This window comes from Pseudorhodoplanes sp., from assembly GCF_059499825.1.
Genome location: NZ_JCABZI010000011.1, coordinates 94,723 through 115,912, shown reverse-complemented (window position 1 = coordinate 115,912; position 21,190 = coordinate 94,723). Strand labels below are relative to the sequence as shown.

Here is a 21,190-nt window from a genome sequence, read left to right as displayed (position 1 = left end):
TGCGAGGGATTCATGCAGGCACCGTATCTGAGGCTCGGCGTCAACATCGACCATGTCGCCACCATCCGGAATGCACGCGGCGGCCGGCATCCTGATCCGGTGCGTGCTGCGAAGCTTGCGGTGGCAGCGGGCGCGGACGGGATCACTGCTCATCTGCGGGAGGATCGCCGGCACATTCGCGACGACGACATCGCGCGGCTCAAGGCCGAGATCGACAAGCCGCTGAATTTCGAAATGGCGGCGACCGAGGACATGATCGCGATTGCGCTTCGGACGCGTCCGCATGCGGCCTGTCTGGTGCCGGAACGGCGCGCCGAACGGACCACGGAAGGCGGCCTCGACGTGGTCGGTCAGCGCAACCATGTCGAGGATGCAGTCCGCTCGCTTGGCGGCGCCGGTATCCGCGTGTCGCTGTTCATCGCGGCGGACAAGGACCAGGTCGAGGCTGCGAAAGCGGTCGGCGCGCCGGTGATCGAACTCCATACCGGAGCCTGGTGCGACGCGCTCGCAGCGGGCGAGGACGATGTCGCGGCGCGCGAGTTCGAGCGCCTCCGGATCGCGGCTGGCCTGGCTAAATCGATCGGCCTCGAAGTGCATGCGGGGCATGGCCTCGATTATGCGAGCGCCGAGACCATCGCGTCGTTCCCGGAGATTGTGGAACTCAATATCGGGCATTTTCTGGTCGGGGAGGCGGTCTTCGAAGGACTGGACAATGCGATCCGGACCATGCGCGGTGCCATGGATCGCGGGCGCCGCAGCGTGAAAGCGGCATGATCCCGACATGATCCTGGGCCTCGGTTCCGACCTCGTCGATATCCGCCGCATCGAGAAGGTGCTGGCGCGGCACGGCGACCGCTTCATCCAGCGCATCTTCACGCCGGTCGAAGTGGCGAAGGCCGAACGGCGCGCCACCCGCATCGACACCTATGCGAAACGCTTCGCGGCCAAGGAGGCCTGCTCCAAGGCGCTCGGCACCGGGTTCCGCAAGGGCGTGTTCTTTCGCGACCTGGGGGTGGTGAACCTGCCGTCCGGCCGGCCGACCATGGCGCTGACCGGCGGCGCGCTGAAACGGTTGAAGGAAATCACCCCGGAAGGCTATGAAGCCCGGATCGATATCAGCCTGACCGACGAATATCCGCTCGCACAAGCAATCGTGATCATTTCGGCGGTCCCTCTAAATGTCGCGAAAGACCACCTGCCAGTCTCGATTATCTGAGCTATTTCTGATAGATGGCGGCATTCGCGCGTTCGTTGCGAAGCGCCGGTCCACCCGCTACAACGGCGCGCCAGCGCACAATCTCTCCCGGACATGAGGCCCATGAGCGTGACCAGCACCAAGCGCAAGGAAAGCGGATTCGGCGAAACCGTCCGCGTCGTCGTCCATGCGCTGATCATTGCTCTCGTGATCCGCACCTTTCTGTTCCAGCCCTTCAACATTCCTTCGGGATCGATGAAGGAGACGCTGCTGGTCGGCGACTATCTGTTCGTGTCGAAATTCTCCTACGGCTACAGCTCGTATTCGTTTCCGTTCTCACCGCCGCTATTCTCAGGCCGCATTTTCGGCTCGCCGCCCACTCGCGGCGATGTCGCTGTGTTCCGCCTGCCGAAGGATGACTCCACCGACTATATCAAGCGGGTGATCGGACTGCCCGGCGACCGCATCCAGATGAAGCAGGGCCTGCTCTTCATCAACGGCGATCCGGTGAAGCGCGAGCGGATGGACGATTATATCGAGACCGAGGAGGGGGACCGTGCGATCCGCGTGAAGCGCTGGCGCGAGACCTTGCCCAACGGCGTGAGCTATACGACGCTCGATCTGCAGGACAACGGCTTCTACGACAACACGCAGGAATACGTGGTGCCGGCCGGCCATTACTTCATGATGGGCGACAACCGCGATAACTCCACCGACAGCCGCGTGTTGAGCCAGGTCGGCTATGTTCCGTTCAGCCATCTGATCGGGCGGGCGCAGATCATCTTCTTCTCGGTCGCCGACGGCGAGCGGGCCTGGCAGGTCTGGCGCTGGCCATGGTCGGTCCGCTGGAACCGGATTTTCATGTTGGTGCGATGACCCGCGCCGCCGACAGCGCAGCGACCGCAACCGATACGCCGGTCAAGCGCAAGGCCGCCGCGGCGAAGCGGAAGTCTGCGCCGGCTGCTGCTTCTGCTGCGGACGGCGTCGCGGCCGAACGCGAAGCCGGTGCCCAGCCGGAGCCGAAGAAGCGCAAGGTCCAGCGCGCATCGCCGCTCGAGACCACCATCGGCTACCGGTTCCGTGACAAGGTGCTGCTCGAGCGCGCGCTGACCCATATTTCGGCGCTGAAGGGGCAGGGCCGCGTCGGGAGCTATCAGCGGCTCGAATTCCTCGGCGACCACGTGCTTGGCCTCGCGGTATCGGAAATGCTGTTCGAGGCCTTTCCGAAGGCGGAAGAAGGAGAGCTGTCGCGGCGTCTGGCCGATCTGGTGCGGCGCGAATCCTGCGCCGATGTCGCGCGCGCGATCGATCTCGGCGCGTCGCTGCGGCTGGGCGCGTCCGAAGTGCGCGCCGGCGGCCGCTCGCGCATCGCGATCCTGGCCGATGTCTGCGAATCCCTGATCGGCGCGGTGTTTCTCGATGGCGGCTACAAGGCGGCCAAGGCGCTGGTGTTGCGCTATTGGTCCGACCGGATGCGCAAGCCGGCGCGGCCGCTGCGCGATCCGAAGACCGTGCTGCAGGAATGGGCGCAGGCCCGCGGGCTGCCGACGCCGTCCTATCGCGAGGTGGAAAGAACCGGGCCGCATCACGATCCGGTTTTCCGGATCGCGGTGGTGCTGCCCGAACGCGACCCGGCCGAAGGCCGCGGCCGCTCCAAAAGAGCCGCGGAACAGGCCGCGGCTGCGGCGCTGCTGGCGCGCGAAGGTGTAGGGGCCGATGGCTGAAGACGTACCGGCACCGCCGGCACAGGACACCCGTTGCGGCTTTGTCGCGCTGATCGGAGCGCCCAATGCCGGCAAGTCGACCCTTATCAATGCGCTGGTGCGCAGCAAGGTCTCGATCGTCAGCCACAAGGTGCAGACCACGCGCATGCCGGTGCGCGGCATCATCATCGAAGGGGCATCTCAGCTCATCTTCGTCGACACGCCGGGCATTTTCGCGCCGAAGCGCCGGCTTGATCGCGCGATGGTGACGAGCGCCTGGGCCGGCGCGAAGGATGCCGACCTGACCGGCCTGCTGATCGATGCGCGCAAGGGCATGGACGCCGAGGCCGAGGCGATCGTGAAGCATTTGTCCGGCACCGGGGGCCGCAAATTCCTCGTTCTCAACAAGGTCGACGTGACCGAGAAGCCCGCTTTGCTCGCGTTGGCCACGGCGCTGAACGAACGGGTCAAATTCCAGGCGACCTTCATGGTGTCGGCGCTGACCGGCGACGGTGTCGACGACATGCGGTCCTGGCTTGCCGGCGAGGTGCCGCCGGGGCCGTGGCTTTATCCGGAAGATCAGATGTCGGACGCGCCGCTGCGGCAGCTCGCGGCCGAAATCACCCGCGAGAAGATGTTCAACCGCCTGCACCAGGAATTGCCCTACCAGTCCACCGTCGAGACAGAGGCCTGGGAGGAGAAGAAGGACGGCTCGGTACGGATCGAGCAGACCATCTTTGTCGAACGCGAAAGCCAGAAGAAGATCGTGATCGGCAAGGGCGGCCAGACGCTGAAGGCGATCGGCGCCGAGGCCCGCAAGGAGCTGGCCGGGATCGTCGAAGCGCCGGTGCATCTGTTCCTGTTCGTCAAGGTGCGCGAGGGCTGGGGCGACGATCCTGAACGCTATCGCGAGATGGGACTGGACTTTCCGCGGGACAGCTGAGCTGCCGGTCGAGGGCGCGGGTGAAGATCGCAACCTTCAACATCAACAACGTCAACCGCCGCCTGCCCAATCTCCTGCAATGGTTGAAGCGGACGAGGCCGGACATCGTCGGCCTGCAGGAACTCAAATGCACCGACGCGGATTTTCCTGCGGCGGCTCTGCGCAAGGCCGGCTATTCCTCGGTGTGGCGGGGGCAGAAAACCTGGAACGGCGTCGCCATCCTGTCCCGCATCGGCGAGCCGGTTGTGACCCGGATGGCGCTGCCGGGCGACCGCGACGACCTGCAAAGCCGCTATATCGAGGCTGCGGTCGACGGCATCCTGATCGGCTGCCTGTATCTGCCGAATGGCAATCCGCAGCCCGGACCCAAGTTCGACTACAAGCTGAAGTGGTTCGGCCGGCTATCGACGCATGCTCGCAAGCTATTGAAAGCCAATGTGCCCGTGGCGCTGATCGGCGACTACAACGTGGCGCCGACAGAGCTCGACATCTACCCGACCAAATCATGGGACAACGACGCGCTGGTGCAGCCGCAGAGCCGCGCTGCCTACGCCCGGCTGCTGAAACAGGGCTGGACCGATGCCCTGCGGGAAACCCATCCTGACGAGCGCATCTATACGTTCTGGGACTACAAGCGAAACCGCTGGCCGCGCGATGCCGGATTGCGGCTCGACCACATCCTGCTTGGGCCGATCCTCGGAAAGCGGTTGGAGGCCGCCGGTGTTGACCGCGTGGAGCGGGGCCGCGAGGGCGCCAGCGACCACGCCCCGGCCTGGGTGGAACTTGGCTAGCGTCCGGGCAACTCGACTTTCCGCCTCGGATCGGGTGAGGTCGCGCCATGCAATGGAGTGACGACGGATTCGTCCTCGGCATCAGGCGGCATGGCGAGACCAGTGCCATTCTGGAACTGATGACCCGGGAGCATGGGCGCCATCTCGGGCTGGTCCGGGGCGGAGCGGGCAGCCGCATGCGGCCCGTGCTGCAGCCGGCGAATGCGGTGCGGGCGCAATGGCGCGCACGTCTCGACGATCAGCTGGGGACTTACACCATCGAGCCGATGGCGTTGCGTGCCGGCGCGCTGTTTGCCGACTCGCATGCGCTGTTCGCGGTGACCCATCTTGCCGCGCTGGCGCGGCTGCTTCCGGAACGCGATCCGCATGAAATCGTGTTCGACGGTCTGGAATCGATCGTATCGCATCTGCATGACCCTGCGCTCTGCGCCGCGCTGATCGTGCGGTTCGAATTGCTGATGCTGACCGAACTCGGTTTCGGCCTCGATCTGGAGTCCTGCGCCTCGACCGGCGCGCGCTCCGAGCTGATTTATGTGTCGCCAAAATCCGGCCGCGCGGTGTCGCGTGAGGCGGGCGCGCCGTGGCGCGAACGGCTGCTGTCGCTGCCGGCCTTCGTCACCGGCGATGTCGAGCGCGTCGGCGCCAGGGACATCACCGATGGCTTTGCGCTGACATCGTTCTTTCTTGCACGGCATGTTCTGGAGCCGCGCGGGATTACGCTGCCGGATGCGCGGGCCCATTTTATCGCCGCGATATGCCGGCGGCTGCCGGACGCCGCGTAGCCAGTCCGGAAAAGAAAAAGGCCGGCCCTGACGGACCGGCCCGATCTTGGATCGTCTGCGAAATGCCGATTAGCGGCAGACGCGTTCGCGCCAGCAGCGCTGATAGGGGTAGTAGCCGGAGCAACGGCGCTCGTACCAGCAATGTTGACGATAGCCGTAGCCACCGCCGCCGTAACCGCCGCCATAGCCGCCACCGTAGTACTGGGCCGGTGTGAACTGACCCTGCACATGCAACTGGTTGCCAGTTGCACTGAGCGGTGCGGCAGAGGCCGCGCCGGCGCCGAGGCCAAGCCCTGCTGCAACGATCAGGGCGGTAACAAACTTCTTCATGAGCTGATCTCCATCAATCGACGACGCGCAGCGGTGTCCACTGCGCATTGACCGGCAGCGAAAGCCACCGGACGCGTGATCCGCGACCCGAACGTGAATAGGCGCGGTTTGAAGCCACCCTGCCGCAAAATTGATCCCCTCCGCGGCCGCGCCACATAATTACCATAAAATTTGGCGGGCAGCGCACGTTTTTCGCTGCCCGCCAATAACGCATGCGTGACAAGGATGCTGTCAGCCTGGGTGCCTATCAGTAGCGGTAGTAGCGGTACGGCCGGTAGTAAGGCCGATAGGGCCGATAATACGGGCGGTAATAACGCGGCGCGGTATAGAAGCAGCGACGCTTGCAACCATAGGGGCCGCACCAGCGGCGGCAGACATAGGCGGTCGCTTCAGCCTGACTGCCGATGACGTCGGCCATCGCAGCCGGTGCCGTCAGGGTCATGGCTTCCGCCCGGTTCGGCGCGAGAGACCCGAACGAAAGGATCGCGGCGGCGGCCGCGATGACGAACATCAGTTTTCTCATGTTTCACTCCGGATGATGGGTCGCCCGGACGATATCGTATGTCGCCGCGGCGCTTCGTCCCCGTCGTGAATTAAGTCATAGAATCAATGAACTGCGTGGGTCTGCGATGTTCAGCGGCGGTTCATTGCGAGCCGGTGGCGAAACCCCGAGTTTCGCCGCACCATTAATGTCGACGCCTCGCCGGCGAGCCGTCTTCTTGTCGCGTCAATAGCGGTAACCCCGGTAGAGACGGTCTGCACCCATCCCCTGCGACGCTAGCGTCATCGCCTGCGCGGGTTTTGGTGAAACGATGCTGGTCAGACGGCGTCGGAGAGGCGCCCGCTCGCGCGTGCGTCACTTGTTCGCGACGGCGATGCGCGGTACCGAAACTCATGGGTACCAGGCTGATTCCTCCGCCGGACAAGGACGTCCAGGACATTGCGCTGCAAGACGCGCTCGAAGAGCGTTATCTGGCTTATGCGCTGTCGACCATCATGCATCGCGCGCTTCCCGACGCGCGCGACGGGCTGAAGCCGGTCCATCGCCGCATTTTGCATGGCATGAATCTGTTGCGGCTTGATCCGGGTTCTACGCCGAAGAAATCCGCCAAGATCGTCGGCGACGTCATGGGTAACTTCCACCCGCATGGCGACCAGGCGATCTATGACGCGCTGGTGCGGCTGGCGCAGGACTTCTCCTCCCGCTATCCGCTGATCGACGGGCAGGGAAACTTTGGCAATATCGACGGCGATAACGCCGCCGCCTACCGCTACACCGAAGCGCGCATGACCGAGGTCGCGCGGTTGCTGCTTGAGGGCATCAACGAGAACGCGGTCGACTTCCGTCCGAACTATGACGGGCTCACGGAAGAGCCGGTGGTTCTGCCGGGCGCGTTCCCCAATCTCCTGGCCAACGGTTCGCAGGGCATCGCCGTCGGCATGGCGACCTCGATCCCGCCGCACAATGCAGCCGAACTCTGCGACGCCGCATTGTTCATGATCGACAACCCGAACGCGCGCAGCAAGACGCTGCTGAAATACGTTCCGGGGCCGGATTTTCCGACCGGCGGCGTGGTAGTCGATTCGAAAGAGGCGATCGCCGAGGCCTATACGACCGGGCGCGGCTCCCTCCGGGTGCGGGCGCGCTGGAGCAAGGAAGACACCGGCCGTGGCGGCTACCAGATCGTGGTCACGCAGATTCCCTACCTGGTGCAGAAGTCACGGCTGGTGGAGCGCATCGCCGAACTGCTCAACGAGCGCAAGCTTGCGCTGGTGGCCGACATCCGCGACGAATCCGCAGCCGATATCCGTCTTGTGATCGAGCCGAAGTCGCGCACCGTCGATCCGGTGCTGCTGATGGAATCGCTGTTCAAGGTGAGCGAGCTGGAAAGCCGCGTGCCGATGAACATGAATGTGCTGGTCAAGGGCCGGGTGCCGAAGGTGCTGGGCCTCGCGGAGGCGTTGCGCGAATGGCTCGATCATCGCCGCGACGTCCTGGTGCGACGTAGCCAGCACCGGCTGGAAGCGATCGAGCATCGCCTCGAAGTGCTGGGCGGCTACCTGATCGCCTATCTGAACCTCGACAAGGTGATCAAGATCATCCGCACCGAGGACGAGCCGAAGCCGGTATTGATCCGCACCTTCAAGCTCACCGACGTCCAGGCCGACGCCATCCTCAACATGCGGCTGCGCAACTTGCGCAAGCTCGAGGAAATGGAGATCCGCAGCGAGGACAAGAATTTACGCGACGAACTGAAGAAGCTGAAGGCGCTGCTTAAATCCGAAGATGAGCAGTGGAAGACGGTTGCCAGCGAAATCCGGAAGGTGCGCGAGACCTTCGGGCCCAAGACCGAGCTCGGCAAGCGCCGCACCAGCTTCGGGCAGGTGCAGGACGTCGAGCAGGAACTCGCCGAAATGCTGGTCGAGCGCGAGCCGGTCACGGTCGTGGTGTCGGAGAAGGGCTGGGTGCGGGCGTTGCGCGGTCATGTCACCGACCTGTCGGCCGTTGCGTTCAAGTCCGACGATTCGCTGCAATTCCATTTCCACGCCGAGACCACGTCGAAATGCGTGTTCTTCGCCTCGAACGGAAAGTTCTACACCATCGATGCATCGAAGCTTCCGGGCGGCCGCGGCCACGGCGAGCCGGTGCGGCTGTTCTTCGATCTCGAACAGGACGCGTCGATCGTTGACGCCTTCAAGCACCAGGGCGGACGCAAATTCCTGCTCGCGTCGGCCGAGGGCAAGGGCTTCGTGGTGCCGGAGGATGAGTGCCTCGCCAACACCCGCAAGGGCAAGCAGGTGCTGAACGTCAAGGCGCCGGACAAGGCGGTGGCGATCACGTTGGTCGAGGGCGATCTGGTCGTTGCCATCGGCGAGAACCGCAAGATGATCGTTTTTCCGATCAACCAGGTGCCGGAGATGACGCGCGGCGCCGGCGTGCGGTTGCAGCGCTACAAGGACGGCGCCCTGAGCGACATCATGACGTTCGAGTCCAAGGGCGATGGCATGAACTGGTTCGACTCAGCCGGCCGCGCGCAGCTGACGTCGTTGAAGGACCTAGCGGAATGGCGGGGCAATCGCGGCGATGCCGGACGGGTCAGGCCGAACGGATTTCCGAAGACCAACAGGTTCGGCAAGACGATCGGCCAGGGCTGACCGGGTGAGCCAGTAGGGCTTTGCGTTTGTCTCGCGTCGCCTTGTTTGCGTAGCTGCATCTGCTGGGGCGCGGACAGCAGTTCATCTGGTCTTCGTTGCGCGAAGTGGGATGCGCGGCTGCAACTGCCGCGTTGGCGCGCTGTCACCTTGAGGGGCTTATGAAAAATTTCGGGCTGATTTTGTCGGCGCTCGCGGCGGGTTTCGTCGTCGGCGGCGCGGGGATGGCGCGGGCGCAATCCGCCGATCCATCCGGGTCCGGTATGCCGCGATCCGCGTTTTATGTTGGCGCCGGCGCCGGCTATGCTTTCGGCCAATTCGGTACGCAATCGTACTACAACAAGGGATATTCAGAAACCTATCAGGGTGGGGTGCTGGTTGCGACAGGAACGGCGGGCGGCCCGCCGGTTCCTGTTTCCCTTGGCAGCGACTCCAGCCTCACTCCCGGGGTTCAATTCGGATATTACCAGCATCTCGGCAATACGGACTGGCTGCTTGGCGTGAAGGCCTCGTACAATTATCTCGGTTTGAAACGCTCGATGTCGGATGTGAACGTGCCGCAATACGGCACGTCAACCCAGAACGGCGGCTCGACATTCGACGGCAATGCAGTCACGAATTCGTACTCCGTCGAGGTCCGGCACCAGTTCGCATCGCTGCTTTATGCGGGGCGCTCCTTCGGCAACGGGTTCGTCTATGCCGGCGGCGGCTTGTCGTTTTCGCAGATGAAGTTGCAGGTGGACGATGTCGTCGGCTACGCGACGCTCAACGGTGTGCTCACCAATGTCTCCGGCGCGCCGCAGAGTTTTTCCGATACGGACTGGCGGGTGGGTGGCGCCGTGACGGCCGGCATGACCTATTTCGTCACGCCATCGTGGTTCGTCGATGTCGCCTATCTGGTCAGTTTTCCCGCATCCCGCACGTTCGACATAAGATCGCCATTCAACAATCCCGGCAATCCGGACACGTTCAAGGGCTTGCTGACGGGGACGGCGACGTCGAACGTCGAAAATGTCCAGACCATTACGCTGTCGCTGAACAAGGCGTTCTGACGCTTCGCGCGTGAGCGCGGAGCCTCACATCTCCGCGCGCACCCAACCCTGCGACATCAGCCGCTCCTGCGGCAGGAAGCGGCTCTTGTAGTCCATCTTGCGAGAGCCGCGTACCCAATAGCCGAGATAGACGTAGGGCAGCCCCATGCGCTTCGCCCGCTCGATGTGATCGAGGATCATCAGCGTGCCGAGCGAGCGGTCCTCGTGGTCGGGATCGAAGAACGAATAGACCATCGACAGCCCGTCGCCGAGCACGTCGGTCAGCGCCACCGCGATCAGTTCGCCGCTGCGGCGGCCGGCGGGCTGCTTCGGCGTGACGCGGTATTCGACCATGCGGGTCTCGACATGCGAATCCTCGACCATCATCGCGTAATCGAGCACGGTCATGTCGGCCATGCCGCCATCGCGGTGACGCTCGTCGAGATAGCCGCGAAACACCGAATATTGCTCCGAGCTCGGCACCGCCGCGCGCATTTCGCCGGAAACATCCGCGTTGCGCTGGGCGATCCGGCGCATCGAGCGGCTGGGGACGAAATCGTCCGCCACCACCCGCACCGACACGCAGGCGCGGCAGGTCTCGCAGGCCGGGCGGTAGGCGATCGACTGGCTGCGCCGGAAACCGCCATGGGTGAGCAGATCGTTCAGGCCCGGCGCGCGGTCGCCGACCAGATGGGTGAATACCTTCCGCTCCTCCTTCCCGGCGAGATACGGGCAGGGCGAGGGCGCCGTCAGGTAGAATTGCGGCGTATCGCGGGAATGCTGGGTCACGGTCCGGTCAGTTGCTCCGAAACAGAGTCTGACCCGGCAAGGGCGCTCTCGTCAAACGGTACCACGATCCGGTCCTTCCGGACGCACGGTCGCGGCGCGGCCGGTGTTGTTGACCACCACCGTGCCGACGAGGAAATCGTGCATCAGGCGTCCGCGCTTGTTGAAGAAGCAGACCAGCAGGATCAGCGGCGTCAGCACGCTGGTGGAGACCCAGAACAGGCCGGCATGGATCACCGCCAGCACGAAATAGGATGCGCCGCCGTCGGCGGTGCGCATCTCGATATCCAGGGCGCGCATGCCGATCGTGGCAGAACGCGGGCCACCGAGAGTGGTGCCGTAATAGAACGCCGCCCAGATCAGGGTAATCAACGGCATCAGCGCGAACAGGCCGAAGCCCAGGCCCAGCGTCACGATCCCGATGGCGAAAAAGAACAGCCAGACCAGGATCAGCGGAATCGCCATGATCACCAGGTCGATGATGAAGGCGAGCACCCGCCGCGCCGGCACGCCGTCGAACAATTCCGGATGGATGTCCGGGTCATAGACGTGCGGCTTCGCGTTGTAACCGACGCCGGCCCGGTCGCGTTCGTCCGTCATCATGTCCCTCGAACCTGTCGATCACGGCTCCCGAAGAGTCTAACGCATCGCCACTCGCGCGCCTATAGTACGGCCGGAGAGGCGGACGAGGATCCATGATCAGGCTGAGCGACATCGAGGATGCCCAGACAATTCTCGACAGGCGGATTTTGCGCACACCGATGCTGCCGGCGCCGCGGCTGTCGGAACTGACCGGCGCGGAGGTCTTCGTCAAATACGAGAACCTGCAGGTCACCAATTCGTTCAAGGAGCGCGGCGCGCTCAACAAGCTTGCGAGCCTCTCGGCCGCCGACCGCGCCCGCGGCGTGATCGCGATGTCAGCCGGCAATCATGCGCAGGCGGTCGCCTATCATGCGGCCAAGCTCGACATCGCCGCGACCATCGTGATGCCGGTGACGACGCCCGCAGTGAAGGTCGCGGCGACCCGGGCCTATGGCGGGACCGTGGTGCTGCATGGCGAGACCATTGCCGAAGCGCAGGCGCGCGCCGAGGAACTGCAGACGCGGAACGGGCTCGTGTTCATTCACCCCTATGACGACCCGCGCATCATCGCCGGGCAGGGCACCATCGCAATCGAGATGCTGGAAGAGCGCCCCGATCTCGATTGCCTGATCGTGCCGATCGGCGGTGGCGGCCTCATTTCCGGCAATGCCATCGCCGCCAAGGCGATCAATCCGGCAATCGACGTGGTCGGCGTCGAGGCCGAGCTCTATCCGTCGATGTGGAATGCGCTGCACGGCGAGAGCAGGCCGTGCGGTGGCGCGACGCTCGCCGAAGGCATCGCGGTGAAGAATGTCGGCAAGCTGACCCTGCCAATCATCCGCGACCTCGTGTCCGACGTCGTGCTGGTGAGCGAGACGCATCTCGAGCGCGCGGTGAATGCCTATCTCACCTTGCAGAAGGCGATGGCGGAGGGCGCGGGCGCGGCGGGACTTGCGGCGATGCTGAAGGAGCCCGCGCGGTTTGCGGGCAAACGCGTCGGCCTGATCCTGTGCGGCGGCAATATCGATCCGCGCATCCTGGCGTCGATCATGGTGCGCGAACTGGAACGCGGCGAGCAGATCGTGTCGTTCCGCCTCACCATTCCCGACCGGCCCGGCGTGCTCGGTCAGATCGCGAGCCGGCTGGGCGACCTCGGCGCCAACATTCTCGAAGTCGACCACAAGCGGCTGTTTCTCGACGTGCCGGCAAAGGGCGCGCGGCTCGACGTCACGGTAGAGACCCGCGACCATGCGCATGCCGAGGAGATCATCGCCGCGCTGGCGGCGGAGGGCTTCCACCCGGTGCGCATTCACGCAAGCGACGTGATGGAGTAATCGGGAACGCTCGCTCCAGGTCGTCGTTTCCGCGATGGCGGGGACCCGTAGCCACCGCTCTGGGATATAGGTCCCCGCTTTCGCGGGGACGACGACGTTGCTTGATAGCTGAGATTGTTATTTCCGCAGCATCTCGGCGGCTTTCGGCGCGAAATAGGTCAGGATGCCATCCGCGCCAGCACGCTTGAACGCGAACAGGCTTTCCAGCATCGCCTTGTCGCCATCGAGCCAGCCATTCTGCACGGCGGCGGTGATCATCGAATATTCGCCCGAGACCTGATAGGCGAAGGTGGGTACGCCGAATTCGGACTTCACGCGGCGCACGATATCGAGATAGGGCAGGCCGGGCTTCACCATCACCATGTCGGCGCCTTCCTCGAGATCAAGCGCGACCTCGCGCAGCGCCTCGTCGGAATTGCCGTAATCCATCTGATAGGTGCGCTTGTCGCCGGTCAGCGTTTTGGACGAGCCGACCGCGTCGCGGAATGGCCCGTAAAAGGCCGAGGCATATTTCGCCGCATAGGCCATGATGGCGACATTCTGGTGTCCGGCATCGTCAAGCGCCATCCGGATTGCGCCCACGCGTCCGTCCATCATGTCGGACGGCGCGATGATATCGCAGCCGGCATCGGCCTGGACCAGAGCCTGTCGCGTCAGGACCTCGACCGTTTCGTCATTCAGAATCACACCGTCCTGCAGCAGCCCGTCGTGGCCGTGGCTGGTGAACGGATCGAGCGCCACATCGCAGAGGATGCCGACTTCAGGCACCGCCTGCTTGATCGCGCGCACCGCGCGGCAGACCAGGTTCTCGGGGTTGACGGCTTCGCTTCCGCCTTCGTCGCGCAATCCAGGGTCGGTATAGGGGAAGATCGCGACACAGGGGATCGCGAGTTTGGCCGCGCGTTCGACGTCGCGCACCGCTTCCTCGATCGACAGCCGGTCGACGCCCGGCATGGATGGCACCGGAGTACGCTTGGCCTTTCCGTCGACCACGAAGATCGGCCAGATCAGGTCGGATGCCGTCAGCTCGTTCTCGCGCACCATGCGGCGCAGCCACTCGGTCTGCCGCAGCCGCCGCGGCCGGTGCGACAGGTCGAGCGGCAGGTGAGGGGGCGTTTCGACCGGAACCACGCGGGTCCGGTGTTCGAGCGGGCGACCGTATTTGATTGCCATTTCTATTTGCCTTCACTCTCGGTCCGCTCGTCCCCGCGCCGGCGGGGACAAGAACTCACGCGCACTGGACTCCCGCTTTCGCGGGAATGAGCGGGCAAACATTAGCCGTTCGGACGGCAGACCGCTACCGGTCGCCACAATTGACGCCGCCCGCGGCCAAACCTATCCGTGAGTGATGGACTTCACCCTCACCGAGGACCAGCGCGCCTTCCAGGCCACCGCCCGGCAATTCGCCCGTGACGCGATGATGCCGCAGGCGGCGCATTGGGACGAGTATGAGATCTTTCCGGTCGAGACGCTGCGGGAGGCCGCCGCGCTCGGCTTCGGCGGCATTTACGTAAAGGGCGACGTCGGCGGCTCGGAGCTGACCCGGCTCGATGCCGCGATCATCTTCGAGGAACTGGCACAGGGCTGCACCTCGACCGCCGCCTATATCTCGATCCACAACATGGCGGCCTGGATGATCGACGCCTTCGGCAATGAGGCGCAGCGAAAGCGCTTCCTACCGAAGCTCTGCACGATGGAGCATTTCGCGAGCTATTGCCTGACCGAGCCGGGCGCGGGTTCGGATGCGGCAAGTCTTTCCACCCGCGCGCAACGCGACGGCGATTATTACATCCTCGACGGCTCCAAGGCCTTCATCTCCGGCGGCGGCACCTCCGACATCTATGTGTGCATGGTGCGGACCGGCGGCGCGGGGCCGAAAGGCATTTCCTGCATCGTGGTGGGGAAGGGCACGCCGGGACTGTCATTCGGCGCGCGCGAGAAGAAGCTCGGCTGGAAGTCGCAGCCGACCGCGATGGTGATGTTCGAGAATTGCCGCGTACCGGCAGAGAACCTGATCGGCAAGGAAGGCGACGGTTTCAGGATCGCGATGATGGGGCTCGACGGCGGGCGGCTGAACATCGCGGCCTGTTCGCTCGGCGGCGCGCAATTCTGTCTCGACCGCACCGTTGACTACATGCGCGACCGCAAGCAGTTCGGATCGCGGCTGTCGGATTTCCAGGCCCTGCGATTCAAGATTGCGGATTATGCGACGGAGCTGGAGGCGGCGCGGCTGATGGTGCGGCGTGCCGCGCATGCTGTGAGCGAGGGCGAGCCTGGCGCGACGCGGCTTGCGGCGATGGCGAAGCGTTTCGCAACCGATGTCGGGTTCGACGTAGTGAACGGATGTCTGCAATTGCATGGCGGCTACGGATACCTGCGCGACCATCCGATCGAGCGCGTGCTGCGCGACGTGCGCGTGCATCAGATCCTCGAAGGCACCAACGAGATCATGCGCCTGATCGTCAGCCGCGATCTGCTGGACAATTGACGTGAGCGAAACCGACGACATCCTGTTCGAGCGGCGCGGCTCTGCCGGCATCGTTATTATCAATCGGCCGAAAGCGCTGAATGCGATCACCCGTGATATGGTGCGTGCGCTGGCGGCCAAGCTGCACGACTGGGCGCAGGACGACGCGGTGACGCGCGTTATCGTCACCGCCAACGGCGAGCGCGCCTTCTCCGCGGGCGGAGACATCCGCGCGCTCTACGATCTCATCATCGCCGGCAGGCACCAGGAGGCGCTGTCATTCTTCCGCGAGGAATACACGCTCAACGCCGCGATCAAGCGCTATCCGAAGCCTTATGTCTCGCTGATCGACGGCATCGTCATGGGCGGCGGGGTTGGAATCTCGATCCACGGTTCGCATCGTGTCGCGGGTGAGAAGTATGCGTTCGCGATGCCGGAGGTGGGCATCGGCTTCTTTCCGGATGTGGGCGCGACCTATGCGTTGCCGCGGCTGGCCGGCGAGATCGGGACCTGGCTCGCGCTGACCGGCGAGCGGATGAAGGCGGCGGACGCGGTGCTGTCGGGTGCTGCAACGCATCATGTGAAGTCGCATCGCCTCGCCGATCTGAAAGAGGCCTTGTGCGGGACCGATCCGGTGAACGCGGTGCTCGCCGATTTCATGGAGAGCGCGGGACCCGGCGAAGTGATGCCGCGGCGGCGGGTGATCGATCGGACATTTTCGTGGGGCAGCGTGGATGCGATTGTCGACGCCCTGCATAGGGAGTCGCAGATCATCTCCGACCAGTCGGAATGGTCTGCAAGAACTTTGCGGGCCATCCGCGCCAAATCCCCCACAAGTCTTGTTCTGGCGCTGGCCCAGATGCGCTACGGGCGAACGCATTCCTTCGAGGCCTGCATGGCCGCCGAGTTTCGCATCGTGTCCCGGATCGTCTATGGTCCCGACATGGCCGAGGGGGTACGCGCCGTCATCGTCGACAAGGATAACGCCCCGCGCTGGTCGCCGGGCGATCTGTCCGCCTTGCCGGACGATCTGGTCGCGCGGCATTTTGCGGTTCTGCCCGCCGATGAACTGGAGCTGACATGAGCGAACCCGCTGCGACCGCACCACAGCAGCAGCCCGAGGAGCTTGCGCCGGTCCATGCCGACGACGAGAACAAGGGCGTCGGGCAATGGACGCGCTGGCTGATCTGGTTTCTGCGCGCGATGGCGGTCGTGTCGATGCTGAAGGGGCTTTATCACTGGTCCGTGGTTCTGGGCATCGGTGAAGGACCTGATTCACGCTTTTCGACGGAATCGATTCCGTGGCAGACGGCGACGGTCTATTTCGCGATCATCGATCTGGTGGCGGCCGTTGGGCTGTGGCTCGCGGCTGTCTGGGGCGCCGTGGTCTGGCTGACGGCGGTGGTCTCGATGGCGGCGGTGCAGGTGTTTTTCCCACAGATCTACGGCGGATCGTGGTTTGTGGTGGTGATAGAATTGGTCCTGCTCTGCAGCTATCTGGTGCTGGCGCTGCAATCGGCGCGCGAGCACCCGCATTGATGTCATGCTCGAAGAAGCAGGGAAGCTCGGACCGGAGGATTGGGTGAGATGGCGCAGATAGCCTTTATCGGCCTCGGGAATATGGGCGGCCCGATGGCGCAGAACCTGATCAAGGCCGGTCACGCGGTCCTGGGCTACGACATCAGCCTTGACGCGGTCGGCAAGCTCATTGCCGCCGGCGGGGTCGCTGCCGGCAAGCCGGGTGCGGCGGCGGACGAGGCCGAGGTGATCGTCACCATGCTGCCGTCGGGCGCCGAGGTGCGCGAGACCTATCTCGGACCGGATGGTCTGATCGAACGCGCCCGCGCCGGCGCGCTGCTGATCGACTGCTCGACCATCGATGTCGAGACCGCACGCGAGGTTGCAGCGGCCGCCGAAGCGAGAGGCCTGCTGATGGTCGACGCGCCGGTCTCCGGCGGGGTCGGCGGCGCGCAGGGCGGCACGCTCACCTTCATGGTCGGCGGTTCGAACGCCGCCTTCGAGGCGGCCAGGCCGATCCTCGAAGCCATGGGCAAGACCATCGTGCATGCCGGCGGCGCCGGTAACGGCCAGGCCGCGAAGATCTGCAACAACATGATCCTCGGCATTTCGATGATCGGCGTGTCGGAGGCCTTCGTGCTGGCCGAGAAGCTAGGTCTCGACGCGCAGAAGCTGTTCGACATCTCGTCGAAGTCGTCGGGCCAATGCTGGTCGATGACGAGCTATTGCCCGGTGCCGGGACCGGTACCGACCTCGCCCGCCAACCGCGACTATCAGGCCGGCTTCACCGCGAACATGATGCTGAAGGATCTGAAGCTGTCGCAGGATGCGGCGAAAGCGGCGAAGGCGCCGACCCCGCTCGGCGCCGGTGCGGCGGCGATCTATGAGCGCTATGTAGAGGCCGGCGAGGGCGCCCGCGATTTTTCCGGCATCATCCGGTACCTGCGGGGGGAGTGAGGCGGCGCAATACGCCTAGGGTGAGCTCTTCCGCTCGCCGACGCTCCGCCGCCACGTCACGACACTCGCGCCCGTCGCATCATCCAGTATTCGCCGCGGGCCGGGTGTCAGTCCATGCGCGGATAAAATCTCCTCCGGCGTCTGGTCAGGGACACCGGGAAAAACCGCGCGCCCGCCGGGGAGGCGAAGCCCCGGCAGGCGGGACAGATGGAAGATGTCGTAGTGCGGCAGGAAGCGCCCATAGACCTCGGTGCCGCCGAGAATGGCCGCCGTGCCGCTTTCGACCCCGAGCCGACTGGCGGCGTCGTCGAGCGACAGGCCGGCCGGATTCCAGTACAGGGCGTTCGGCATTCCGGCGACGGGCCCGCTGGCGACCACGCCACGGGTGGCGATCAGCCTGCGCCGCCGGAGTGACGGTGGCTGGCTTTCAAAGGAATTGCGCCCATGCACCAGGATCGCGGCGCGATCCAGGGCGGCCGACAGGAACGCCTGATCGGCATCGACCAGCAGGGCCGGCGGCATCACCCCGTTCGAATCCGCCAGCATCCCGTCGTCGGAAACGATCGCCAAGCCTTCGATTGTCAAGCCTTCGACCTGCAGCCCCATATCAATCGTCGACCGCCATAATGACTTGTTCAAAGCCTGACCTTGTTCTTATCCACCATGACAGCCACATCCGGTTCTGGCTACGTCCGCCTTCGACCTTCGCAGGCTTCTGGCCAAGCCCTCTATCTAGGCCCCTCTGGAGTAACCGATGACATCGCGTTCCGGCGCCGCCGCAATCCTGGCTGTCCTTGCCGGTACGGCGCCGGCATTCGCAATGACCGATTACAAATGGAAATACCGGCCACTGCTGGTGTTCGCCGACAGCGAGGCGAGCGGGCCGCTCTCCGATCAGCGCGGGATCGTGGCCGCCAGCCGTTCCAGCCTCACCGAGCGCAACGTGGTGGTCATCTGGGTGGTGGGAGACAAGGTCTCGGCTGAGCTCGGGCCGCATCCGCGGGAGAGCGCCAAAGCGCTTCGCGCCCGGTTCGGCGCGTCAACGTCCGGTTTCCGTGTCGTTCTGGTCGGCAAGGATGGCGGGACGAAACTGAACACCGTTTCGCCTCTCGGCACCGGCGCGCTATACGCTACCATTGATGCGATGCCGATGCGGCAAAACGAGATGCGCCGCGAATGATCAGCGTGCCGTCGTCGTGACGATCGGCAAGCCGCAAGGGTGACCATGGCTGACAGTGAAGACAAGCCGGACACGCCGGACCTCCCGGTCTCGGCGAAAATCCGGGACCGCCTGCGGCGTGCCGGCCGGCGGTTCAACGCCAACGATAACATCGCGGCCTTCATCGAGCCGGGCGAAATCGAGCGCCTGCAGGATGAGGTGGCCGCCAAGATGCGGACCGTGCTGGAAAGCCTGGTGATCGATATCGACAACGATCACAACACCCAGGACACCGCGCAACGGGTCGCGAAGATGTATCTGAACGAGGTGTTTCGCGGGCGTTATTGGCCGTCGCCCCGGGTGACAGAATTCCCCAATGTCGAGAGCCTCAACGAGTTGATGATCGTCGGCCCGGTGACGGTGCGCAGCGCCTGCAGCCATCACTTCTGTCCGATCATGGGACGATTATGGATCGGGCTGATGCCCAACCAGCATTCGAACCTGATCGGCCTGTCGAAATATGCGCGCATTGCCGAATGGATCATGACGCGGCCGCAGATCCAGGAGGAAGCAATCACGCAGGTAGCGGAACTGCTGATGGATATGGTCAGGCCGGACGGGCTGGCGGTGGTGATGGAGGCCGATCACTTCTGCATGCACTGGCGCGGCGTCAAGGACACAGCGGCCAAGATGACGAACAGCGTAATGCGCGGGTCGTTCCTGAAAGACCCGTCGCTTCGCCGGGAATTCCTGTCGCTCATCGCGATGAACAGCTGAGGGTGTGATGCTCGTTCGATGTCTCTATGCCAGCCGGCCGACGAAACCGGTACAGGCCGATCTGCTGGACCGGATTCTGGAGCAGTCGCGCCGGAACAATCCGCCGCGGGGAATTACCGGACTTCTGTGCTTCACCAGCGACGTATTCGTTCAGGTGATCGAAGGCGGACGCGACGAAGTCTGCGACTTGTACAATGCGATCGTGCGCGACCAGCGGCACGGGCATATCCGGCTGCTGTCCTATGAAGAGATCGGCGAGCGGCGCTTTTCCGGCTGGACCATGGGACAGGTCAATGTGGATACCGTCAACCGCGCGCTGCTGCTGAAATATTCCGAGAAGGCGGCGCTCGATCCATTCGGCTCGCCCGCCCAGGCGACCATGGCGCTACTGACCGAACTGGTCGCCAGCGGCTCGATCCTGACGCGCCAGGGCGTGTGATGTCTGCTGGCGATCGCTGGACCTCATCACTTCGCGCGCGTTAGATAGATATCGCGCGTCAGATCGCGTTCCGCTCCAGCCTGCGATTGTTCGAATGCCTACCGTATCCAAGAAGCGCACTGCCGCTCACAACAAGCCGGGTACCGGCGTGGTTGCCATGCCGGGCCGGCAGGTGCCGTGCGAGCATTGCCCTCTGCGCCCGATGCCGGTGTTGCGGGACTTCACGCCCGAGGAACTCGATTTCGTCCGGACCTTCAAGTCGGGCGAACTCAACATCGAGGCCGGCAGCAGCATCCTCCTGCAGGGCACCAACTCCGCCTATCTCTACACCGTTCTGGTCGGCTGGGCGTTCCGCTACAAATCGCTGCCGGACGGACGGCGCCAGATCCTCAATTTCTCGATGCCCTCGGACTTCCTTGGGCTGCAGGGGACAATCGCCGACGAGATGCAGCATTCGGTCGAAGCGCTGACCGACATGACGCTGTGCATCTTTCCGCGCGAGAAACTCTGGGGCCTGTACAGCCGGTTTCCCGCGCTGGCCTATGATGTGACCTGGCTCGCCGCGCGCGAAGAGCAGATCCTCGACGAAAGCCTGCTCAGCATCGGCCGTCGTACCGCGATCGAGCGCATGGCCTACCTGTTCCTGCATCTGTTCGTGCGTGCGAAGGAGGTGTCGCTATCCAAGGGCCACACCATCCAGTTTCCATTCACGCAGCAGCACGTCGCCGACACGCTCGGCATGTCGCTCGTCCACGCCAACAAGACGTTGAAGAAATTGTCCGCCACACGCACCATGCGCTGGAAGGGCAGGGTATTCGAAATTCTCGATCGCGAGGGCCTCGCGCGTATTGCGAATTTCGAATTCCCGGGCGAGCACAAGCGGCCGTTCATCTAAAGCGCGACAAGGCCGAGACAGGCGACGCGCCGCACGCAGCAAGGCGGCGCGGTCGCATACGGGTGTGTCAAACTTAATTCGCGATCTGTTCCGCAGCATCTAGGTTCGTCCCGAAGAGGGACAGGCTGCAACAATGGCGACAATCTATACCTCGTGTCCGAATACGGGACACGACATCTCCACCGGCATCGAAATCGAGCCGGAATGTTTCGCGGATCTGCCGGATGTGATTACCCGCGTGCATTGCCCGCATTGCGGCGAACGGCACAATTGGTCGAAATACAACGTGTTCTTGCGCGAGGGCGCGGACGTGCAATTGCCCCGTGCGACGACGGGCGAACGGTGAAT

25 protein-coding genes are annotated in these 21,190 nt (G+C 64.1%); 19 read left to right on the top strand and 6 right to left on the bottom strand.

Going from position 1 to position 21,190, the window contains the following annotated elements; all coding sequences use genetic code 11:
- Window positions 1-12 precede the first annotated feature (12 nt).
- From AC5I5I_RS16660 to recO, 7 genes are all read left to right on the top strand, one after another.
- Window positions 13-774, top strand: coding sequence for a pyridoxine 5'-phosphate synthase (locus AC5I5I_RS16660; RefSeq protein WP_495975030.1), 762 nt, complete (start codon window positions 13-15; stop codon window positions 772-774).
- A 7-nt stretch (window positions 775-781) separates the two neighbouring features.
- A complete protein-coding gene (gene acpS / locus AC5I5I_RS16655; RefSeq protein WP_495975029.1) occupies window positions 782-1,216 on the top strand; it encodes a holo-ACP synthase in 435 nt (144 codons plus the stop codon).
- A 102-nt stretch (window positions 1,217-1,318) separates the two neighbouring features.
- Window positions 1,319-2,071, top strand: a complete 753-nt coding sequence (gene lepB, locus AC5I5I_RS16650; RefSeq protein ID WP_495975027.1) for a signal peptidase I — start codon at window positions 1,319-1,321, stop codon at window positions 2,069-2,071.
- Window positions 2,068-2,919 (top strand): ribonuclease III, encoded by an 852-nt coding sequence (gene rnc / locus AC5I5I_RS16645; protein ID WP_495975025.1) that lies wholly within the window; start codon window positions 2,068-2,070, stop codon window positions 2,917-2,919. The genes lepB and rnc overlap by 4 nt, the downstream gene beginning before the upstream one ends.
- Window positions 2,912-3,841 (top strand): GTPase Era, encoded by a 930-nt coding sequence (gene era, locus AC5I5I_RS16640; RefSeq protein WP_495975023.1) that lies wholly within the window; start codon window positions 2,912-2,914, stop codon window positions 3,839-3,841. The genes rnc and era overlap by 8 nt, the downstream gene beginning before the upstream one ends.
- 20 nt (window positions 3,842-3,861) lie before the next feature.
- Complete coding sequence (locus tag AC5I5I_RS16635) at window positions 3,862-4,632, top strand: exodeoxyribonuclease III (protein WP_495975021.1); 771 nt, start codon at window positions 3,862-3,864, stop codon at window positions 4,630-4,632.
- A gap of 47 nt (window positions 4,633-4,679) precedes the next feature.
- The gene (gene recO, locus AC5I5I_RS16630) at window positions 4,680-5,414 is read left to right on the top strand and encodes a DNA repair protein RecO (protein WP_495975019.1); all 735 of its coding nucleotides are present in this window, start codon (window positions 4,680-4,682) and stop codon (window positions 5,412-5,414) included.
- 69 nt (window positions 5,415-5,483) lie between these two features.
- Here recO and AC5I5I_RS16625 read toward each other — a convergent pair whose 3' ends face one another.
- On the bottom strand, window positions 5,484-5,744 hold the full coding sequence (locus AC5I5I_RS16625; RefSeq protein ID WP_495975017.1) for a hypothetical protein: 261 nt from the start codon (window positions 5,742-5,744) through the stop codon (window positions 5,484-5,486).
- Window positions 5,745-5,991: 247 nt separating this feature from the next.
- Window positions 5,992-6,267 (bottom strand): hypothetical protein, encoded by a 276-nt coding sequence (locus AC5I5I_RS16620; protein WP_495975015.1) that lies wholly within the window; start codon window positions 6,265-6,267, stop codon window positions 5,992-5,994.
- A gap of 371 nt (window positions 6,268-6,638) precedes the next feature.
- On the opposite strand from AC5I5I_RS16620, the gene parC reads away from it, so the two are divergent.
- Both parC and AC5I5I_RS16610 read left to right on the top strand, forming a co-directional pair.
- Window positions 6,639-8,900: a DNA topoisomerase IV subunit A gene (gene parC / locus AC5I5I_RS16615; protein WP_495975013.1), complete on the top strand. Its 2,262-nt coding sequence runs from the start codon at window positions 6,639-6,641 to the stop codon at window positions 8,898-8,900.
- 158 nt (window positions 8,901-9,058) lie between these two features.
- Window positions 9,059-9,949: an outer membrane protein gene (locus AC5I5I_RS16610; RefSeq protein WP_495975011.1), complete on the top strand. Its 891-nt coding sequence runs from the start codon at window positions 9,059-9,061 to the stop codon at window positions 9,947-9,949.
- Window positions 9,950-9,973: 24 nt separating this feature from the next.
- Here AC5I5I_RS16610 and AC5I5I_RS16605 read toward each other — a convergent pair whose 3' ends face one another.
- Both AC5I5I_RS16605 and AC5I5I_RS16600 read right to left on the bottom strand, forming a co-directional pair.
- Window positions 9,974-10,717 carry an arginyltransferase gene (locus AC5I5I_RS16605; RefSeq protein ID WP_495975009.1) on the bottom strand — a complete coding sequence of 248 codons (744 nt, stop codon included), beginning with the start codon at window positions 10,715-10,717 and terminating at the stop codon, window positions 9,974-9,976.
- Window positions 10,718-10,768: 51 nt separating this feature from the next.
- Complete coding sequence (locus AC5I5I_RS16600) at window positions 10,769-11,317, bottom strand: RDD family protein (RefSeq protein WP_495975007.1); 549 nt, start codon at window positions 11,315-11,317, stop codon at window positions 10,769-10,771.
- A gap of 92 nt (window positions 11,318-11,409) precedes the next feature.
- On the opposite strand from AC5I5I_RS16600, the gene AC5I5I_RS16595 reads away from it, so the two are divergent.
- Window positions 11,410-12,630 carry a threonine ammonia-lyase gene (locus AC5I5I_RS16595; protein ID WP_495975005.1) on the top strand — a complete coding sequence of 407 codons (1,221 nt, stop codon included), beginning with the start codon at window positions 11,410-11,412 and terminating at the stop codon, window positions 12,628-12,630.
- A 117-nt stretch (window positions 12,631-12,747) separates the two neighbouring features.
- On the opposite strand, the gene hemB is transcribed toward AC5I5I_RS16595, so the two are convergent.
- Window positions 12,748-13,803: a porphobilinogen synthase gene (gene hemB, locus AC5I5I_RS16590; RefSeq protein ID WP_495975003.1), complete on the bottom strand. Its 1,056-nt coding sequence runs from the start codon at window positions 13,801-13,803 to the stop codon at window positions 12,748-12,750.
- 175 nt (window positions 13,804-13,978) lie between these two features.
- On the opposite strand from hemB, the gene AC5I5I_RS16585 reads away from it, so the two are divergent.
- The 4 genes from AC5I5I_RS16585 to mmsB are packed head-to-tail and all read left to right on the top strand — an operon-like array spanning window position 13,979 to window position 17,572.
- Window positions 13,979-15,118, top strand: a complete 1,140-nt coding sequence (locus AC5I5I_RS16585) for an isobutyryl-CoA dehydrogenase (protein WP_495975001.1) — start codon at window positions 13,979-13,981, stop codon at window positions 15,116-15,118.
- Window position 15,119: 1 nt separating this feature from the next.
- The gene (locus AC5I5I_RS16580; protein ID WP_495974999.1) at window positions 15,120-16,181 is read left to right on the top strand and encodes an enoyl-CoA hydratase/isomerase family protein; all 1,062 of its coding nucleotides are present in this window, start codon (window positions 15,120-15,122) and stop codon (window positions 16,179-16,181) included.
- Window positions 16,178-16,636, top strand: coding sequence for a DUF6163 family protein (locus AC5I5I_RS16575; protein WP_495974997.1), 459 nt, complete (start codon window positions 16,178-16,180; stop codon window positions 16,634-16,636). The genes AC5I5I_RS16580 and AC5I5I_RS16575 overlap by 4 nt, the downstream gene beginning before the upstream one ends.
- Window positions 16,637-16,684: 48 nt before the next feature.
- Window positions 16,685-17,572: a 3-hydroxyisobutyrate dehydrogenase gene (gene mmsB / locus AC5I5I_RS16570; protein WP_495974995.1), complete on the top strand. Its 888-nt coding sequence runs from the start codon at window positions 16,685-16,687 to the stop codon at window positions 17,570-17,572.
- Between the two features lie 15 nt (window positions 17,573-17,587).
- On the opposite strand, the gene AC5I5I_RS16565 is transcribed toward mmsB, so the two are convergent.
- A complete protein-coding gene (locus tag AC5I5I_RS16565) occupies window positions 17,588-18,178 on the bottom strand; it encodes a dihydrofolate reductase family protein (protein WP_495974993.1) in 591 nt (196 codons plus the stop codon).
- 148 nt (window positions 18,179-18,326) lie between these two features.
- Between AC5I5I_RS16565 and AC5I5I_RS16560 the strand changes: the two genes are divergently transcribed.
- The 5 genes from AC5I5I_RS16560 to AC5I5I_RS16540 all read left to right on the top strand — a co-directional run bounded on the left by AC5I5I_RS16560 (window position 18,327) and on the right by AC5I5I_RS16540 (window position 21,188).
- Window positions 18,327-18,752, top strand: coding sequence for a DUF4174 domain-containing protein (locus AC5I5I_RS16560; RefSeq protein ID WP_495974991.1), 426 nt, complete (start codon window positions 18,327-18,329; stop codon window positions 18,750-18,752).
- Window positions 18,753-18,797: 45 nt separating this feature from the next.
- Window positions 18,798-19,508: a GTP cyclohydrolase I gene (gene folE / locus AC5I5I_RS16555; protein ID WP_495974989.1), complete on the top strand. Its 711-nt coding sequence runs from the start codon at window positions 18,798-18,800 to the stop codon at window positions 19,506-19,508.
- A gap of 7 nt (window positions 19,509-19,515) precedes the next feature.
- Entirely contained in the window at window positions 19,516-19,947 is a 432-nt protein-coding gene (locus tag AC5I5I_RS16550; RefSeq protein WP_495974987.1) for a BLUF domain-containing protein, read from the top strand.
- Between the two features lie 157 nt (window positions 19,948-20,104).
- Entirely contained in the window at window positions 20,105-20,842 is a 738-nt protein-coding gene (locus tag AC5I5I_RS16545) for a Crp/Fnr family transcriptional regulator (RefSeq protein WP_495975326.1), read from the top strand.
- A gap of 133 nt (window positions 20,843-20,975) precedes the next feature.
- A complete protein-coding gene (locus AC5I5I_RS16540) occupies window positions 20,976-21,188 on the top strand; it encodes a hypothetical protein (RefSeq protein ID WP_495974985.1) in 213 nt (70 codons plus the stop codon).
- Window positions 21,189-21,190 lie beyond the last annotated feature (2 nt).

What these genes read in the sequence shown, in the direction of transcription:
- AC5I5I_RS16565 (WP_495974993.1), bottom strand. Translation starts at nt 18,178, where the DNA reads ATGGGGCTGCAGGTCGAAGGCTTGACAATCGAAGGCTTGGCGATCGTT.
- AC5I5I_RS16560 (WP_495974991.1), top strand. Translation starts at nt 18,327, where the DNA reads ATGACATCGCGTTCCGGCGCCGCCGCAATCCTGGCTGTCCTTGCCGGT.
- AC5I5I_RS16620 (WP_495975015.1), bottom strand. Translation starts at nt 6,267, where the DNA reads ATGAGAAAACTGATGTTCGTCATCGCGGCCGCCGCCGCGATCCTTTCG.
- lepB (WP_495975027.1), top strand. Translation starts at nt 1,319, where the DNA reads ATGAGCGTGACCAGCACCAAGCGCAAGGAAAGCGGATTCGGCGAAACC.
- AC5I5I_RS16575 (WP_495974997.1), top strand. Translation starts at nt 16,178, where the DNA reads ATGAGCGAACCCGCTGCGACCGCACCACAGCAGCAGCCCGAGGAGCTT.
- parC (WP_495975013.1), top strand. Translation starts at nt 6,639, where the DNA reads ATGGGTACCAGGCTGATTCCTCCGCCGGACAAGGACGTCCAGGACATT.
- hemB (WP_495975003.1), bottom strand. Translation starts at nt 13,803, where the DNA reads ATGGCAATCAAATACGGTCGCCCGCTCGAACACCGGACCCGCGTGGTT.
- AC5I5I_RS16545 (WP_495975326.1), top strand. Translation starts at nt 20,105, where the DNA reads ATGCCGGGCCGGCAGGTGCCGTGCGAGCATTGCCCTCTGCGCCCGATG.
- recO (WP_495975019.1), top strand. Translation starts at nt 4,680, where the DNA reads ATGCAATGGAGTGACGACGGATTCGTCCTCGGCATCAGGCGGCATGGC.
- AC5I5I_RS16600 (WP_495975007.1), bottom strand. Translation starts at nt 11,317, where the DNA reads ATGATGACGGACGAACGCGACCGGGCCGGCGTCGGTTACAACGCGAAG.
- AC5I5I_RS16625 (WP_495975017.1), bottom strand. Translation starts at nt 5,744, where the DNA reads ATGAAGAAGTTTGTTACCGCCCTGATCGTTGCAGCAGGGCTTGGCCTC.
- folE (WP_495974989.1), top strand. Translation starts at nt 18,798, where the DNA reads ATGGCTGACAGTGAAGACAAGCCGGACACGCCGGACCTCCCGGTCTCG.
- AC5I5I_RS16610 (WP_495975011.1), top strand. Translation starts at nt 9,059, where the DNA reads ATGAAAAATTTCGGGCTGATTTTGTCGGCGCTCGCGGCGGGTTTCGTC.
- AC5I5I_RS16550 (WP_495974987.1), top strand. Translation starts at nt 19,516, where the DNA reads ATGCTCGTTCGATGTCTCTATGCCAGCCGGCCGACGAAACCGGTACAG.
- rnc (WP_495975025.1), top strand. Translation starts at nt 2,068, where the DNA reads ATGACCCGCGCCGCCGACAGCGCAGCGACCGCAACCGATACGCCGGTC.
- acpS (WP_495975029.1), top strand. Translation starts at nt 782, where the DNA reads ATGATCCTGGGCCTCGGTTCCGACCTCGTCGATATCCGCCGCATCGAG.
- AC5I5I_RS16660 (WP_495975030.1), top strand. Translation starts at nt 13, where the DNA reads ATGCAGGCACCGTATCTGAGGCTCGGCGTCAACATCGACCATGTCGCC.
- era (WP_495975023.1), top strand. Translation starts at nt 2,912, where the DNA reads ATGGCTGAAGACGTACCGGCACCGCCGGCACAGGACACCCGTTGCGGC.
- AC5I5I_RS16585 (WP_495975001.1), top strand. Translation starts at nt 13,979, where the DNA reads ATGGACTTCACCCTCACCGAGGACCAGCGCGCCTTCCAGGCCACCGCC.
- mmsB (WP_495974995.1), top strand. Translation starts at nt 16,685, where the DNA reads ATGGCGCAGATAGCCTTTATCGGCCTCGGGAATATGGGCGGCCCGATG.
- AC5I5I_RS16595 (WP_495975005.1), top strand. Translation starts at nt 11,410, where the DNA reads ATGATCAGGCTGAGCGACATCGAGGATGCCCAGACAATTCTCGACAGG.
- AC5I5I_RS16540 (WP_495974985.1), top strand. Translation starts at nt 20,976, where the DNA reads ATGGCGACAATCTATACCTCGTGTCCGAATACGGGACACGACATCTCC.